10 protein-coding genes and 1 tRNA gene are annotated in these 16,215 nt (G+C 66.6%); 2 read left to right on the top strand and 9 right to left on the bottom strand.

What is annotated here, in order from left to right; all coding sequences use genetic code 11:
• Positions 1-39: 39 nt before the first annotated feature.
• Both gspD and ACMGDM_RS12340 read right to left on the bottom strand, forming a co-directional pair.
• Positions 40-2,253, bottom strand: coding sequence for a type II secretion system secretin GspD (gene gspD, locus ACMGDM_RS12345; protein ID WP_436804420.1), 2,214 nt, complete (start codon positions 2,251-2,253; stop codon positions 40-42).
• Positions 2,250-3,116 carry a type II secretion system protein N gene (locus ACMGDM_RS12340; protein WP_436804419.1) on the bottom strand — a complete coding sequence of 289 codons (867 nt, stop codon included), beginning with the start codon at positions 3,114-3,116 and terminating at the stop codon, positions 2,250-2,252. Before ACMGDM_RS12340 ends, gspD begins: the two co-directional genes overlap by 4 nt.
• A 117-nt stretch (positions 3,117-3,233) precedes the next feature.
• Between ACMGDM_RS12340 and ACMGDM_RS12335 the strand changes: the two genes are divergently transcribed.
• Positions 3,234-3,863 (top strand): prolyl hydroxylase family protein, encoded by a 630-nt coding sequence (locus ACMGDM_RS12335; protein WP_436804418.1) that lies wholly within the window; start codon positions 3,234-3,236, stop codon positions 3,861-3,863.
• 30 nt (positions 3,864-3,893) lie between these two features.
• Here ACMGDM_RS12335 and ACMGDM_RS12330 read toward each other — a convergent pair whose 3' ends face one another.
• The 5 genes from ACMGDM_RS12330 to lon all read right to left on the bottom strand — a co-directional run bounded on the left by ACMGDM_RS12330 (position 3,894) and on the right by lon (position 11,758).
• Complete coding sequence (locus tag ACMGDM_RS12330; protein ID WP_436804417.1) at positions 3,894-6,752, bottom strand: TonB-dependent receptor domain-containing protein; 2,859 nt, start codon at positions 6,750-6,752, stop codon at positions 3,894-3,896.
• Positions 6,753-6,848: 96 nt separating this feature from the next.
• Positions 6,849-8,504: a beta-helix domain-containing protein gene (locus ACMGDM_RS12325; protein WP_436804416.1), complete on the bottom strand. Its 1,656-nt coding sequence runs from the start codon at positions 8,502-8,504 to the stop codon at positions 6,849-6,851.
• Positions 8,505-8,802: 298 nt separating this feature from the next.
• Positions 8,803-8,877 (bottom strand) — tRNA-Val (locus ACMGDM_RS12320).
• A 51-nt stretch (positions 8,878-8,928) separates the two neighbouring features.
• On the bottom strand, positions 8,929-9,201 hold the full coding sequence (locus tag ACMGDM_RS12315) for an HU family DNA-binding protein (protein ID WP_436804415.1): 273 nt from the start codon (positions 9,199-9,201) through the stop codon (positions 8,929-8,931).
• A gap of 160 nt (positions 9,202-9,361) precedes the next feature.
• Positions 9,362-11,758, bottom strand: a complete 2,397-nt coding sequence (lon, locus tag ACMGDM_RS12310) for an endopeptidase La (protein WP_436804414.1) — start codon at positions 11,756-11,758, stop codon at positions 9,362-9,364.
• 85 nt (positions 11,759-11,843) lie between these two features.
• Between lon and ACMGDM_RS12305 the strand changes: the two genes are divergently transcribed.
• The gene (locus tag ACMGDM_RS12305; protein WP_436804413.1) at positions 11,844-13,532 is read left to right on the top strand and encodes a M1 family metallopeptidase; all 1,689 of its coding nucleotides are present in this window, start codon (positions 11,844-11,846) and stop codon (positions 13,530-13,532) included.
• A 108-nt stretch (positions 13,533-13,640) separates the two neighbouring features.
• On the opposite strand, the gene ACMGDM_RS12300 is transcribed toward ACMGDM_RS12305, so the two are convergent.
• Both ACMGDM_RS12300 and clpX read right to left on the bottom strand, forming a co-directional pair.
• The gene (locus tag ACMGDM_RS12300; RefSeq protein WP_436804412.1) at positions 13,641-14,717 is read right to left on the bottom strand and encodes a calcium:cation antiporter; all 1,077 of its coding nucleotides are present in this window, start codon (positions 14,715-14,717) and stop codon (positions 13,641-13,643) included.
• 167 nt (positions 14,718-14,884) lie between these two features.
• Positions 14,885-16,150: an ATP-dependent Clp protease ATP-binding subunit ClpX gene (clpX, locus tag ACMGDM_RS12295; RefSeq protein WP_183943829.1), complete on the bottom strand. Its 1,266-nt coding sequence runs from the start codon at positions 16,148-16,150 to the stop codon at positions 14,885-14,887.
• Positions 16,151-16,215 lie beyond the last annotated feature (65 nt).

Here is a 16,215-nt window from a genome sequence, read left to right as displayed (position 1 = left end):
GCGCGGCGGCGGCGTCGATCTCGGCTCCGGTACGCACGATCACTTGCGCCTGTCTCCTCCCGGGATCACCGTCGTCGAATTGCGGTACACGGGCACCGCGACGCGTGGGTCCTCGATGCTGCCCGGCTGGCCGGCGGGCGGCAGCGGCGGCGTGGTCCCCATATAGTCGCGCACCAGCGTATCGATCGAAGGCTCAGCGAGCGGCTCCTGCGCCGCCTGCTGGAGACGGAGATAGCCGTAGCGCTGTTCGGTCACCCGGCGATTGTCGCTTGCGCTGCGGATCACGGTCGGCCGGATGAAGATCATCAAATTGGTCTTCGCCCGCGTCTTCGCCCGCGACTTGAAGAGATTGCCCAACACCGGGATATCACCGAGCAGCGGGATCTTCTCGATCGTGCGGCGCTCTTCGTCCGAGAGCAGCCCACCGATCACGCCGATCGCGCCATCATCGACGGTGAGCACGGTCTCGACCTCGCGCTTGTTGAGGATGAGGTCCGAGTTGTTGTTCGACACCGGGCCGGCGATCGAGCTGACCTCGAGATGCAGGTTCATCTTGATCGTGCCCGATGAATTCACCTGCGGGCGGACGTCGAGCCCGATGCCGACATTCTGCCGCTGCGTAGTGCGGAAGGCATTGTCGAAATTGTTCGACAGCGCCTCGCCGGTGGTAATCGGGATCTCCTGGCCAACGAGCGTGTGCGCCTCCTGGTTGTCGATCGTCATGATCTGCGGCACCTGGAGCAAATTCGACGTATTGTCGCTCTTCACCGCATTGATGATCGCGCCGAAAATGGTGCTGCCGATCTGCCCGCCAAAGCCGCCGAAGCCACCCTGCGAGCCGATGATCGAGCTGATGGCGGACTGGGTCAGCGTGTCCGACGGCGTATTGTTGGTCACCGTGGTGGTGACGCCGTTGGCGATCGTCGTGGTGGTCGAGCTCGCCAGCTCGCGTGCCCCGATCGCCCCCGCGATCTGGAGGATATTGGGCGCGGAGTTGCTGAAGGTAGAGGCAGCGAAGGCGCCGCCGTCAAGATTGCCGAGGATGAACTGCGCGCCCAGCCGGTTGACTGTCGAATCCGACACCTCTGCGACGATCGCCTCGACCAGCACCTGCTGGCGTCGCTGATCGAGCTGGCGGATCACGTCGGAGAGCTGGCGCTGGATGTCGGCCGGAGCGGCGACCACGATTGCATTGGCACCGGCATAGCGCGTCACCACCGCGGCGGTGCGATTTCCCTGCCCGGTGATCGCCGCCTGTTGCGGCTGGCTGCCCGACTGCTGCGTCGTCGATTGCGTCGGCCGCGAGCGCGTGGCGGGCTGCGGCGTCGCGCCGACCCCGGTCGAGCCGGTGCTCGAGCTGCTCAGGCCCGAGCGGGTGAGCGCCTGCTCCTCGATCGCATCGGGCGCCTGGCCGACGAGTTGCTGGAGCACGGGCAGCAGCTGGTTGGCGTCGGCATTCTCAAGGAAGACGACGCGGATCTCGGTGGCGTTGCGCGCGCTCTGGTCGAGCTCGCGCGCCAGCGCCGCCAATCGCGCGACCGTCTGCGGATCGCCGCGCAGCGCCACCGCGTTCGAGCTCTCGATCGCCACCGCGGAGGCGCCGCCGGCCCCCGACGCGCCGCCCGCGCCGGCACCGCCGATCAGTCCCTGCAGCGCGGTCGCCACCTCGCTGGCGCGCGCGTTCTTGAGCGGGATGATCCGGGTCGCGGACGTGTCCGAGTCGATCCGCCGCACCACCTCGCGCACGCGCCGCACATTGTCCGCGAAATCGACCACGACCAGGCTGTTGCCGCCACGATTGGCAGTCACCGATCCCTGCGCGCTGACCAACGGCCGCACCGTGTCGACCGCCTGGGCAGCGTCGACCGAGCGCAACCGGATGATCTCGGTGACGAGCTGGTTGCGCGGCGCGCCGGCGAGGCCGATCCGCCCCGGCTGGCTCGCCGCATTGTCGATCGGCTGGACGCGGAAGGCGCTGTTGGCGCTCGGCACCGCGACCAGCCCGTTGGCGCGCAGCGTCGAGAGGAACACCTCGAGATATTCGGAACGCGACAGCGGCCGGTCGGTGACCACGGTCACCTTCCCTTGCACGCGATTGTCGATGATGAAGGTCCGCCCCGTCACCTTCGCGGCGTCGGCGATGAAGGCGCGAATGTCGGCATCGCGCACGTTGAGCGTGGTCTGCGCGAGCACCGGCTGCGCCGTGGCGGCGATGGCGAGCGGCAGGAGAAAGGCGTGGGAACGCTGCATCATTTTACCGGAATGGAGAGTGAGACGGTCTGGCCGTTGCGCTCGACGGTGACGGGGACCGAGCCGCCGGGGGCGCGCTCGCGCGTGAACTGATCGAGGTCGGCGGGGCCGGAGACGGGGCGGCCGGCGACCTGACGAACCACGTCGCCGTCACGCAGCCCGGAGGCGCGGAAGGCGGTGCCGCCTTGCCCGCGGACGGTGAGTCCCGTCACGCGGCCGCCCTCGATCTGCGGGATGGCGCTGATGTCGGTGCGCAGCCGGTCGGGTGACATCGCCCCGCCCTCGCCGTCCGACAAGCGTGGCGGCGGCGGCGTGCGCGTCGGCGCGCCGGCGGGGTCGGGGGCGGTTGGCGGCGCCACTGAGCCGGGGTCGGTAGGCGAGGTCTGGGTCGATTGATCGAGGAACAGGTCCTCGCGCTGGCCGCCGCGCTCAAGCGTGATATGGTCGAACGCCACCGCGCGCAACACCACACCGGGGGAGACCTCCTCACCCACGCTGACGCTGCGCTGCAACCCGTCCGGGCCGGCCAGGATTGCGGCGCCGCGCGCCTGTGCACTGTCCATCCGCGTACCGAACAATGTCAGCTGGAGCGAGGTGACCACCGCCGGGCCCTGCGCCGCTGCCGCCCCGCTGACACGATAGAAGGGATCGATGCTGGCGAGCACGCCGCCGGGATCGCTCGGGATCGTCGGACCGGCCGGCACCCACGCTCCCAGCGACGCGACCGGGGTAACGACAACCCACATCAAGCGCGCGCATTGCACCGCCAGCGCGGCGAGCAGCAACAGCTCGATCGCCGAGTAAGCGTTCACCACCGGCAACCGCCGCAGGATCGCCCGCGCCCGGGCGTCGAACTTCAATCGCATGCGCTTGGCTGAACTCCCGCGTGCGCCGCCACCATTGCCCTGTTACATCGGCGTCGCCGGCTTGTGTAATATTTCTGCGGCTGGTGAGCCTTGCTGTAAGTGGAATATAGCACGCTCATGGCCAGCGACCCCGTCATCGCGCGTCTGAGCGCACAGCCCGGCATCCAGCGCGTCCCCTCCCCCAAGCTCACGCTGTTCATCAAACGCGATTTCCTGGACCCGGCCGAATGCGCCGGGCTGATCGCGCGGATCGACGCTGACCGCCGGCCCTCAACGATCGCCGACCCCAATGGCGACGCTGCGTTCCGCACCAGCGAGACGTGCGACCTGCCCGACCATGATCCGCTCGTCGCCACGGTCAACCAGCGCCTGGCGGCGATCACCGGGCTGGATCCCGCGTACGGTGAGCCGCTGCAAGGCCAGCGCTATGCAGTCGGCCAGGAGTTCAAGCCGCATACCGACTATTTCGAGCCGACCGGCGCGGACTTCGCACGCTTCTGCAGCGTCGCGGGCAATCGCACCTGGACGCTGATGGTCTATCTCAACGCGCCGCAGGCGGGCGGTGCGACGCGCTTCAAGGCGATCGACAAGACGATCCAACCGGAGCCGGGCAAGCTGGTCGGCTGGGACAATCGCCGCGCCGACGCCTCGCCCAATCCGGCGACGCTTCATCATGGCACGAAGGTGCGCGCGGGAGTGAAATATGTTATCACCAAATGGTATCGCGAGCGTCCCTGGGGCCGGTGACCCCAGGGGCTCGAACCTACCCGCGCGCGCTCAGAAGCTGACGCTCGCGCCCAGCGTGAACAGGCGGCCAAGCCGGTAGCGGTTCACGTCGACGCGGGTACCGCCGTCAAAGGTCTGGAACTCCTGGTAGCGGGTGCCCGTCAGGTTGCGCGCTTCCGCCTTGATCTCGACCTTTTGCCCGACAAATTGCAGTTGCTGACGCATCACGAAGTCGAGCCGAATGCCAGGCTTCTCGATGATGTCGGGCTGGAAGCCCGAGCCGTCGAGCAACGACGGACCGCGGTTGGTGACCCGCTCACTGGCATAATTGAACAGCAGCGTCGCCTGGGTGCCGTTGTCGGTGTCCTCATAGCCGAGCTGCAGGTTGACGAGATGGTCCGACTGGCCGGTGAGCGGCGCGCCGTCGCGAAACAGCGACCGCGCCGGCGCAAAGTTCGCCTGGCAGCCGCCCAGCGTCGTCCCTTCGAGCACGCCCGGGACGCAGCTGCTGTCGGCTGTGATCGCCGAGTGGGTCCAGGTGTAGTTGGCGATCAGCACCGCGCGCTTGCCCGCCATGCCAGCCGAGATGAAGTCGAGCGGCACGTACTTCTGCGCTTCGATCTCGGCGCCGTAGAGCTTGGCACGCGGGAGGTTGGTGAAGCCGGTTTGAAGCCGCGCGTCCGGTGTCGGGAAGAAGCCGACTTGCTCAATAGGATTCTCGATCCGCTTATAGAAGCCGGCCAGCGTGATGCGCTGATCGCGCGCGAAGAACCACTCGTAGCGGGCCTCAAGGTTGTACAGCTCCGAGTCCTTGAGCCGCGGGTTGCCGAAAAACAGACGATCCGACTCGAAGTCACGGAACGCCTGCGGCGCCAGTTCGCGGAACTGCGGGCGCGCGATCGTCTTGGAGGCGGCGAGGCGCAGCTGCTGGTTCTCGGCGAAGTTCCAGGTGATCGTCGCCGCGGGCAGGAAGTAATCGTTTTTGAGCCGAGTCGACGTGGCGTTGATCGGGGTCACCCGCTGCGTCGCGGTCTCGTAGCGCACGCCAATGATGGCCCGCAGCCCGTCAAACGCCTCCGCCTCAACCTGTCCGTAGCCGGCGTGAACGCGCAACAGCGCGTCATACTCGTACGAGCCGTTCTGCCCCGCGTCGAAGCGCATCTGGACCGCCGTCGCCGCCGGATCGCCGGAAACCGGCGTCGGACAGCCATTCACCACATCGGGCGACAGCAGATAGTCCGGACGTAGCAGGTTGCAGGGGAATGGAACCGCGTTACCGGAAACGGTCTGGTAGACGAAGGGCAGCCGAGTCGACACACGATCGTTCTGTGAGAAGTAATAGCCGGCCGACACCGTCATCGGCCGCTCACCCGGGATCTTGTAGGCGATATCGCCCTGGCCGGAGTAGAGGTTTTCGTTGAGTTCGCTGAACACCACGGTCGCGAACCGACCGAAGGCGTTGGTTGCCTGCCACGCGCCCGGGCAGTTTAGCCCGCGGTCGGTAATCGGCACGTCACCGGTTTGGTTCGTCAGCCCGGTGTTGCAAAGATAGATGAACTCGCGCTCGTACGGCGAATTGCGCTGCGAGTTGGCATAAGCGCCGCGCACATCTATCGACAGGTCGGTAATCGGCTTGAACTCGCCGACGAGCTGCGTCTCGATCAGCTTGCGCTCGAACCAGTTGGTGTTCTGCTGGAAAAGCGGATTGCCGCTCGAGTTGTTGTACACGGTCGCGCCCGACGCGCGGCCCTGCTTCAACGTGTCGTGGATGTAGACATTGGTCCAGCGTACGCGATTTTCGCCGAACTCTGCACCGAAGCCGAGCAGTCCGTTCACCACCGCGCGGTTGTCGGTGATCACGGTTTGAAAGTCGTTGCGCACCGTACCGTCGCTGCTGACCGTATCCTGCTGGGTCGTGTTGCGCGTCCGCCAGGTGTTCGACACGCCGACGCTGCCGATCAAGCCGACCCGGGTCGCGCCGATGTCGCCGGTCACGCCGAGGTCGAGGCTTCCCGAGTAATTGGCCGGCGTATCGCTGTTGCGCTGGAGCAGTGTCGTGCGGGCGTTCGACAGCTGAAGTACCTGCGCGCTTGGAATAACGCCATTGCCGAGCGGCGCTTGCTTGATGAAGTCGGGAACGTTGCGCTCGCCCCCATCATAGCCGAGCCAGTCGGTCTTGGATCCGAAATAGGTGTAGCCGAGCTTGGCGGTGGTCTCGGTGTCGATGCCGCCCGAGGCGCCAACGGTGAAGAAGTTTTCGTCCGGGATCGCCTTGGTCGTCAGGTTGATGACACCGCCACCGAACTCGCCCGGGTAGTTGGCGGAGTAGGTTTTCTGCACCAGCGCGGAGCCGACCACGGTGGTCGGAAAGATGTCGAGCGGCACGGTGCGGCGTAGCGGCTCGGGGCTTGGCAGCGGCGAGCCGTTGAGCAGCGCTGAGGAGTACCGGTCACCGAGGCCACGCACGAAGACATAACCATTGCCGACCACCGACAGCCCGGTGACGCGGGTCAGCGCGCCGGCGATGTCGCCCTCCCCGGTGCGCGCGATGTCGGCGCTGGAGAGCACGCTGACCACCTGCGCGGTGGCGCGGATCGTGTTAGGAATGTTGCGACCGACGACGACGATGTCGCCGCCACCCGCCGCATCCAGTCCGGGGGCGGAGACCTCAGCCTGCGGCTCCTCCGTGGCGGTACCGGTACCCTGCTCTGTCCCGGGCGTGGCGGTGGCGGTCGCCTGCTCCTGCGCAACGGGCGCGGCGGCAGGATCGGTCGTGGTGCTCGTCGGTGGCGGTCCGGCGGGAGCGGACGTGGTCGGCGTACCCGTTTGCGGCGCGGCCTGCGCCAGCGCCGCGGGCGCAACCAGCGTGGTCGTTAGGAGAAGAAGCGAGGCATAGGTGCGCTGGCGCATGGCGGGAGGTTCCAGTCTGTTTCTATGAGCGGGCCCAGGACGGCGCTGACACGCACGCCCTGGGCTTCGCCGAGCATCACGAGGGCTGATGGCGCCTCAACGGCCCTGGCACTGGAAGTAGACCGAGTTGAACGTCGGCGGGCCGACGTCCTGGAGTGAGGAGTCCGCAGGTCGGATCGTGCTTCGCTCATTCCCCGCTGCCGGGCGGGTCGTACCGCCGGCGTCTGTCACGGTATTGCCAGCGACCAAGTTGACGCAGGCCTCCCCCGCCGGCGCAACCACGACGCCGTTAACGAAGGAGAAGTCGGCACCACCGCGTAAGCGGATCGCAGCGGGCGCGTTGGTCGAATTACCGCGCTGTACGAAGGTGAAGTTGGCGTAGCGCCCGTACGTCCGCGGCAGCACATCCTCGGCATCGTTCGAATCGATCTCGGTCGCGAACGAGTCCGCCGTGGCGCCGATCGATTTCTGCGCCGCAATGATAAACTGCATGAAGCCGCGCCAGCCATTGTCGACATCGAAACCGTCGTCGTCCGCGCCGGTGACGACAAAGTAGCGGAGGTTAGTCGTGCCGCCGAAAATCTCGACGCCGTCGTCAGACGAGTTGTGGCTTTGCACGTGGTCGATCGTGGTGCCGGTCCCGGTGCCGCCTAGGGTGAGACCCTGCAGTTCATTGCCTGCGCTCACCTCGATTCCGGTGTAGCGGATCTGGACGTACTGTAGCGTGCCCGAGCTGTCCGCCTTGTCCGTGCCGCCGTAGAAGCGGCCGGTCACGCCCTCGATGCCCTGCTGGCAGGTAGTCGAGCTGCCGTTGGCGTCATTCGGCCCGGTGCCGCTTGCGCAGACCGCGGTCGGCGCGCGTCCAAGCAGGATCACGCCGCCCCACAGGCCTTGACTAGCGTCGTTGAAAGTCGGGGAGCCGCCCAAGTTTTGCTGGGCGGTGAAGATGATCGGGGCATCCGCTGTGCCCGCCGCGTTGAGCTTGCTGCCACGGTTTACCAGCAGCAGATCGCTGCTGGTCTCGGTCGGGTCAGCTACGATAACCGCTCCCGGCGCGATCGTCAGTGTTGCGCCGGCTGAGGTGTTGATGTCGCCGACCTCGGTCTGGCCGCGAAGACGGTAGAAGACGCCGGGTATCTTCGGCAACGACAGATCGGCCGAGATCAGCTGCGGCAGCCGGCAGGCACGGAAGCTCTGAACCAGGCCATCGTCAACCGTGCCGGTTGGGCAGGACGCGGTCGCACCGCCGGTGCCGATCGGGGGGACGGCAGAGCAGGCCGTGCTGTTGAGGAAGGTCGCCGCCGAGGAGCTGCAGGTCCAGCCCGAGAAGGCGTTGTCGTTGGGGCCGCTCAGCGCGCCGACATAGCTGGTGTTCTGGATAAAGCTGCTATCGGCGAGCGCCGTCTGCGGGTTGCTCGCCGTCGCCAGCGAAGTACCGCTTACCGGGTACACGCCGTTCAAGGTGTTACCGAAGCCCTGCAGGTTATTGTTCTGCCCGGCCTTGAGGATAGCCACCTGCTCGTCGGCAGTGATGGTCACACCATTGCGCGCGGAGACAAAGGCAATCTGCGCATTGGTCAGGTCGGCGGGTGCGGCCGGCGCGGTCGGGGTCGGCGTGGGAGCGGGCTGGACGATCGTGATCGGCAGGCTGCCGGCGCCCGGCGAGGCAACGTCGTCCGCGCCGCACGAGGCGAGGAACAACGTGGCGGAGGTCGCCAGCAGGAACTTGCTGCGACGGCTGAAGCTGACCATGACTCACTCCCTGTTAGGACGGACCCCGCGGCAGGGCCCGGTGCGGCGAGTCAGGCGGCTGCGCCCGCTCGCTCCCTGAGCAGCGCCGCTAGGGCGTCTCGATGACAGCTGAATGAGTCTTCAAAGACGTTTCGAAGTCAGCAGTGTTACGATTGCGTGACAAAGATGCCGCGTGTGAGGCATCCGGCTCGTTATGGCACATCGCCTCGGCCGCACGACGAGTCGGTACGCGATCCTGACCGCACATGCGAAAAGCCCCGCCGGTCAGTGAGACCAGCGGGGCTTTCGATCGATCGGATGGTGGGCGCGACAGGGATTGAACCTGTGACCCCACCCGTGTGAAGGGTGTGCTCTACCGCTGAGCTACGCGCCCATCCGCGTCGGGAGCGGCGCACCTACGGGAGCGCACCGCCCCTGTCCAGTCTTAATTGAGCGAATCCTTGAGCACCTTGCCCGCCTTGAACTTGGGCTGGCTCGAGGCCTTGATCGTCATCGGCTCGCCGGTGCGAGGGTTACGCCCCGTCGACGCCTTGCGCCGGCTGACCGCGAACGTGCCGAAGCCGACCAGCCGCACCTCGTCCCCCTTTTTCAGGCACGCCGAGATCGAATCGAACACCGCCTCGACCGCGCGGCTCGCCTCGCTTTTGCCGAGCCCGGCCGCGGTCGCGACCTGCGCGATCAATTCCTGTTTGTTCATGCGAAAAGACCCCGTTCCTTACCGTTACGCATTCGTGATGGATTCGCGGAGCCTGGCCCGCATCCTTCCAGTAAGGCGCGCACCCCTGTGCGAGTCAAACGAAACCGCCGCGCCCAGAGACTGGACGCGGCGGCAATAAGTTAGCTTGAGTCAACGCAGCTTAGTGATGCAGCTCGCCGCCGACCGGGGTGATCGGCGAGGGCGGCAGCGCCGCGAGCTCGTCCGCCTCGGTCCAGTCGATCGCCTCGAGCGGCTGGGTCAGGGCGAGCGTCAACACCTCGTCGACGTGGCTCACCGGCACGATCCGCAGTCCCTCACGGATGTTGGCCGGGATCTCGGCCAGGTCCTTCTCATTCTCCTTGGGGATCAACACGGTCTCGATCCCGCCGCGGAGCGCCGCCAGCAGCTTCTCCTTGAGACCGCCGATCGGCAGCACGCGCCCGCGCAGCGTCACTTCGCCGGTCATCGCCACTTCCTTGCGCACCGCGACGCCGGTGAGCGTCGAAACGATCGAGGTGACCAGTCCGATACCGGCCGACGGCCCGTCCTTGGGCACTGCGCCCTCGGGCAAGTGGATGTGGATATCCTTGCGATGGAACAGGCTCGGCTTGATCCCGAACGACGGCGCCCGCGCCTGGACGAAGCTGTAGGCGGCCTGGACCGACTCCTTCATCACGTCGCCGAGCTTGCCGGTCACCTTGGCCTGCCCCTTGCCGGGCACGGTGACGCTCTCGATCGTCAGCAGCTCGCCGCCCACCTCGGTCCAGGCAAGCCCCGTGACCGCACCGATCTGGTCCTCGGTTTCGGACAAGCCGTGGCGATATTTCTGCACGCCCGCATATTCGGCGAGATTGTCGGGCGTGATCGTCACGCCACGCACCTTGCCCTCGAGGATCTGACGCAGCACCTTGCGGCACAGCTTGGCCACCTCGCGCTCCAGCGTGCGAACGCCCGCCTCGCGCGTGTAGCGCTGGATCAGCGCGCGCAGCCCCTCGTCGGTCAGCGTGAACTCGCCCGACTTGAGCCCATGCGCCTGCACCTGCTTGGCGATCAGATGGCGCTCGGCGATCGCGACCTTCTCGTCCTCGGTGTAACCCTCGAGCCGGATGATCTCCATGCGGTCGAGCAGCGGCTGCGGCAGGTTGAGCGAGTTGGCGGTGCAGACGAACATCACGTCGCTGAGATCGACATCGATCTCGAGATAATGGTCGTTGAACCGCGCGTTCTGCTCGGGATCGAGCACCTCGAGCAGCGCCGAGGCCGGATCACCGCGGAAATCCTGTCCAAGCTTGTCGATCTCGTCGAGCAGGAACAGCGGATTGCTGGTCCCCGCCTTCTTGAGGTTGGTGACCACCTTGCCCGGCAGCGAGCCGATATAGGTGCGACGATGGCCGCGAATCTCGGCCTCGTCGCGCACGCCGCCGAGCGACTGGCGGATGAACTCGCGCCCGGTCGCCTTGGCGATCGACTTGCCGAGCGAGGTCTTGCCGACGCCCGGGGGGCCGACGAGACACAGGATCGGCCCCTTCAGCTTGTTGGTGCGCGCCTGCACCGCGAGATACTCGACGATCCGGTCCTTTACCTTCTCCAGCGCGTAGTGATCCTCGTCCAGCACCGCCTGCGCGGCAGCGATGTCCTTCTTGATCTTGCTCTTCTTGCCCCACGGGAGGCCGAGCAGCACGTCCAGATAGTTGCGCACCACGGTGGCTTCGGCGCTCATCGGCGCCATCGTCTTGAGCTTCTTGAGCTCGGCGGTGGCCTTGGTGCGCGCCTCCTTGGACAGCTTCAGCGTCGCGATCTTCTGGGTGAGCTCGGCGATCTCGTCACCCTCGCCCTCCTCGCCCTCGTTGCCCAGCTCGCGCTGGATCGCCTTGAGCTGCTCGTTGAGGTAATATTCGCGCTGGGTCTTCTCCATCTGGCGCTTGACGCGGCTCTTGATCTTCTTCTCGACCTGAAGAACCCCGAGCTCGCCCTCCATCAGCGCATAGGCCATCTCGAGCCGCTTGAGCGGGTCCGCCTCCATCAGCAGCGCCTGCTTCTCGGCGACCTTGACCTGGATATTGCCCGCCACCGTGTCCGACAACTGGCCCGCGGCATCGATCTCGGCGAGCTGCGCCGCCAGTTCAGCGGGAAGCTTGCGGTTGAGCTTGGCGTAATTCTCGAACTGGTCGACTACCGACCGCATCAGCGCGGCAAGTTCGGGGCCCTCCACCTCGGCGTCGGCGACCGGCGCGACTGTCGCGGTAAGATAGGCGCCCTGCTCGTCCAAGGTCTCGAGCGTCGCACGCGCCTTGCCCTCGACGAGCACACGCACGGTACCGTCGGGCAGCTTGAGCAGCTGGAGCACGGTGGCGGTGACGCCCATCGTGTAAAGGTCGTCGCGAGTGGGGTCGTCCTCGCCGGGATCGAGCTGCGCGACCAGGTAGATCTCCTTGTCCGCGGCCATGGCTGCTTCCAGCGCGGCGACCGACTTGTCGCGTCCTACGAAGAGCGGCACGATCATGTGCGGGAAGACGACGATGTCGCGAAGCGGCAGAACGGGAAAAGTGGACGTCATGGATACTCCGGCGCCGCCCGACGAGGACGGCCAAGGCGCTATATATGGTGCGTCGTGGCGCCGCATCAATCTGGCTCTAGCATTGATGCTTGCGGCGCTATCCGCGCCCGCCACGGCGGTCGCCTTGGCGCTGCCCGGCAAGGGCGAGCCGCCGATCCGCGTGCAGACGCAGCGGTCCGGCGGCGTGCGCCCGGCCGAACAGACCGAACTTCATCTCGTCTCGGCGGAGCTCTGGTTCGAACTCGACCCGGCGACGCGACGCGTCGCCGCGCGGGCGCGGCTCCACGTCCAGGCGACCGCCGCGGTGCCGCGGCTGCTGCTCGACCTCGATTCCAACTACGCGATCGCTTCGGTCCGGGTCGACGGGCGGCCTTTGCGTGCGGCGGCGGTGACGCGACCCGATGGGCAGCTCGCGTTGGCGGTGCCGCTACAGGCCGGCGCGTCGGTCACGGTCGACATCGGCTATGCGGGCACCCCGCACGTCGCGGTGAACGCACCCTGGGACGACGGGATCGTCTGGGCGACGGCGCCAGACGGGCGCCCGTGGGTGGCGACCACGACGGAGGGTTATGGCTGCGATCTGCTCTGGCCCTGCCTCGACTTCCCGACCGGCGAACCCGACGAGGCGCTGCTCCATATCACCGCGCCCAAAGGGCTGAAGGCACCGTCCAACGGGCGACTGCTGGGGGTGGAGCCGTTGCGCGACGGGCGCAGCGTCTGGCACTGGCGCGCACGCCAGCCCAACACCTATGCGATCGCGATCAATCTCGGCCCCTATGAGGTGATCGAGGGACGCTATCACAGCCGCTACGGCAACGAGATCCCGCTGGCTTATTGGTATTTGCCCGGCGAGGAAGCGAAGGCGCGCGCGCTCTTCGCCGAATTCGCGCCAGCGCTCGACTTCTTCGAGGCGGAGATCGGCCCTTATCCGTTCGGCGACGAGAAACTCGGCGTGGTGGAGACTCCGCACAAGGGCATGGAGCACCAGACGATCAACGCTTATGGCAACGGTTACGCCAAGGCGCCCGAGGGGTTCGACTGGCTGTTCCATCACGAGCTCTCGCACGAATGGTTCGGCAACCAGCTGACCGCCGCCAATTGGGACGATTACTGGCTCCATGAGGGGTTCGGCAGCTATATGCAGCCGCTCTATGGCCGCTGGCGCGAGGGCGACGCACGCTACGCGGTGATGCTCGAGGCGCAGCGCAACCAGATCACCAACCGCGCGCCACTGGTGCGCGATCGCGTGCTCACCGAGGAGGAGGTGTACGAGCCGGCCAAAGGCGGGGCCGGCACCGACATTTATTACAAGGGATCGTGGGCGCTTCACACGCTGCGCTGGCTGATCGGCGACGCCGCCTTTCGTGACTCGGTGCGACGGCTGGTCTACGGGCGCCCTGACCCCATCCCCGGCAATTTTCGCCCCCGCTACGGCTCGACACGCGACTTCGAGACCATCGTGGCCGCCGTCACCGGAAAGGATTATGGCTGGTTCTTCGACGCTTATCTTCGTGACCGCGCTCTACCCGAGCTATTAACCACGCGCGACGGCGATCGCCTGCAGCTGGCGTGGAAGACGGAGCGGCCGCGCGCCTTCGCGATGCCTGTCGAGGTGCAGGTCGGCGACATGGTGAGCCGCGTTGCGGTGCCCGGCGAACTGCACATTCCCGCAGGCGCGCGTGTGACGATCGACCCGGCGGCGCGCGTGTTGCGTCGCTCGATCGCGGTGGAAGAGTATCAGGCATGGCGAGCGAGGCAGACGGGCTCGAAGTGAAACAGCTGCTCGCACACCGCAGGGCGGGATGGCGGCGGTGTCCATCATCGCCCACGCCCCGCCGAGGCTGATGCAGCCACTCCCTGCCGCAGCGAGCCCTGTAACCGCCTAAGGGACGACCGTCGTGAACAGATAGACCGCGAAGATCATCAAGTGCACCGCGCCTTGGAGCACCGTGGTCCGCCCGTTACCCAGCGAGATCGTCGCGACGAAGAGCGACAGGGCGAGCAGCACCAGGTTCTTGGCGCCGATCCCGAGCGCGAGCGGCAGGTCCAGCATCAAGCTGACGATCGCCACCGCCGGGATGGTCAGCCCGATCGTCGCCAGCGCCGACCCCAGCGCGAGATTGAGGCTGGTCTGGAGCCGGTTGCGCCGGGCCGCGCGGAACGCGGCGAGGCTCTCGGGTGCGAGCACCAACGCCGCGATCACCACGCCGACGATCGCGAGCGGGAGCCCGGCATCGAGCACGACGCGCTCGATCGTGGCGGACAATGCCTTGGCGAGCAGCACCACCGCGACCAGCGCCACCAGCAACAGGGCGAAGGCGATCCAGCTGGTGCGCGCGTCGGGCACCGCGCCATGATCCGCCTCGCCCTCGGTGCCGAGGAAATAGTCACGGTGTCGCAGCGTCTGCACCATCACGAACACACCGTAAAGGAACAGGCTGACCACCGCGACCAGCACGAGTTGCGAGCTGGAGTAGCTCGGACCGGCAACGGTCGAGGTGTAGTTGGGTAGCACCAGCGTCAGCACCGCGAGCGCGGCGAGTGTGCACAATGCCGCGCTGGCGCCGCGTACCGAGAAGCGCTGCTCGCCATGGATCATCCCGCCCGCGAGCAGGCACAGACCGATGATGCCGTTGAGAATGATCATGATCGCCGCAAAAACCGTGTCGCGCGCCAGCGCCGATGCATCGCCCGCGTCCGACAGCATCAGCGAGACGATCAGCGACACCTCGATCACCGTAACGGCCAGCGCCAGCACCAACGTACCGAACGGCTCACCGACGCGGTGCGCGACGACTTCGGCATGATGCACCGCCGCCAGCACCGCGCCGAACAGGATTACCGCGGCCGCGATCGTCCCCCCGTTACCGAGCTTGGCCAGCGACGCAAACACCGCGACCACGCCGGCGAGCGGGAACGCGATGACCCACCAGGGCATCAGCGTGGGAGGCGGTGGCACGGGAGCGTCGGTCGTCTGCATGGACGGGCAATGCGCGAGCGGGCGGTCATGATCCGCCGGACATGATGGGTAACGAAAACGGGCGCCGAGCCGGAAAGCGCGGCACCCGTCCAGGCGCATCGGCAATCAGGGCGGCGGCGACCGCACGACGCGCGCCGCCGGCGCGATCAGGCGACCTCGCCCGCCTTCTTCTTCTCCGCGTAGACGCGAACCGGCTCCTTGCGCCCCTCGACCACGTCGCGATCGATCATCACCTCGTCCACCGAATCCATCCCCGGCAGATCGAACATCGTATCGAGCAGGATCGCCTCGAGGATCGAGCGCAGTCCGCGCGCGCCGGTCTTGCGCTCGATCGCCTTCTTGGCGACCGTGGTGAGCGCATCATCGGTGAAGCCGAGCTTCACGTCCTCCATCTCAAACAGCTTCTGATACTGCTTCACCAGCGCGTTCTTCGGCTCGGCGAGGATCTTGACCAGCGCGGGCACGTCGAGATCCTCGAGCGTCGCGATCACCGGGAGGCGACCGACGAACTCGGGGATCAGCCCGAACTTGAGCAGATCCTCCGGCTCGGTCTGGCGCAGCACCTCGCCGGTGCGCTTCTCTTCCGGAGACGCGACATAGGCGCCGAAGCCGATCGACTTGCCCTGGAGACGGTCGCCGATGATCTTCTCGAGGCCCGAGAAGGCGCCGCCGCAGATGAACAGGATGTTGGTCGTGTCGACCTGGAGGAACTCCTGCTGCGGGTGCTTGCGACCGCCCTGCGGCGGCACGCTCGCGGTGGTGCCCTCCATCAGCTTGAGCAGCGCCTGCTGCACGCCCTCGCCCGACACGTCGCGCGTGATCGAGGGGTTCTCGGCCTTGCGGCTGATCTTGTCGATCTCGTCGATATAGACGATGCCGCGCTGCGCGCGCTCGACGTTATAATCGGACGCTTGGAGCAGCTTGAGGATGATGTTCTCGACGTCCTCGCCGACATAGCCGGCCTCGGTGAGCGTCGTCGCGTCCGCCATGGTGAACGGCACGTCGAGGATGCGCGCGAGCGTCTGCGCAAGCAGCGTCTTGCCGCAGCCGGTCGGGCCAACGAGCAGGATGTTGCTCTTGGCAAGCTCGACGTCGGCGCCCTTGGCACCGTGGTTGAGCCGCTTGTAGTGATTGTGCACCGCCACCGAGAGCACACGCTTGGCCTGCTTCTGCCCGATCACGTAATCATCGAGCACGTCGCAGATTTCCTGCGGCGACGGCACGCCGCCGTCCTTCTTGGCCACCAGCGCCGACTTCGTCTCCTCGCGGATGATGTCGTTGCACAGCTCGACACACTCGTCGCAGATGAAGACGGTGGGACCGGCGATCAGCTTGCGCACCTCGTGCTGCGACTTGCCGCAGAACGAGCAATAGAGCGTGCTCTTGCTATCGCCGCCACTGAGTTTCGTCATTCAGATCATCCTTCGTCGCAGGCATGGCGCCTGCCCTGGGCGCGGCGCAGGCTATCGCACTGCAC

The sequence above is a fragment of the Sphingomonas larreae genome (assembly GCF_051400595.1).
In the GTDB taxonomy this organism is placed as follows: Bacteria; Pseudomonadota; Alphaproteobacteria; order Sphingomonadales; family Sphingomonadaceae; genus Sphingomonas.
Note: the sequence above shows the minus strand (reverse complement) of the source record. Positions and strands in the feature narration are given on the sequence as shown.

Coding starts and splice junctions, on each gene's coding strand:
- lon (WP_436804414.1), bottom strand. CDS start 11,758: ATGACGTCCACTTTTCCCGTTCTGCCGCTTCGCGACATCGTCGTCTTC.
- clpX (WP_183943829.1), bottom strand. CDS start 16,150: ATGACGAAACTCAGTGGCGGCGATAGCAAGAGCACGCTCTATTGCTCG.
- ACMGDM_RS12315 (WP_436804415.1), bottom strand. CDS start 9,201: ATGAACAAACAGGAATTGATCGCGCAGGTCGCGACCGCGGCCGGGCTC.
- ACMGDM_RS12340 (WP_436804419.1), bottom strand. CDS start 3,116: ATGCGATTGAAGTTCGACGCCCGGGCGCGGGCGATCCTGCGGCGGTTG.
- ACMGDM_RS12335 (WP_436804418.1), top strand. CDS start 3,234: ATGGCCAGCGACCCCGTCATCGCGCGTCTGAGCGCACAGCCCGGCATC.
- ACMGDM_RS12330 (WP_436804417.1), bottom strand. CDS start 6,752: ATGCGCCAGCGCACCTATGCCTCGCTTCTTCTCCTAACGACCACGCTG.
- gspD (WP_436804420.1), bottom strand. CDS start 2,253: ATGATGCAGCGTTCCCACGCCTTTCTCCTGCCGCTCGCCATCGCCGCC.
- ACMGDM_RS12305 (WP_436804413.1), top strand. CDS start 11,844: ATGCTTGCGGCGCTATCCGCGCCCGCCACGGCGGTCGCCTTGGCGCTG.
- ACMGDM_RS12325 (WP_436804416.1), bottom strand. CDS start 8,504: ATGGTCAGCTTCAGCCGTCGCAGCAAGTTCCTGCTGGCGACCTCCGCC.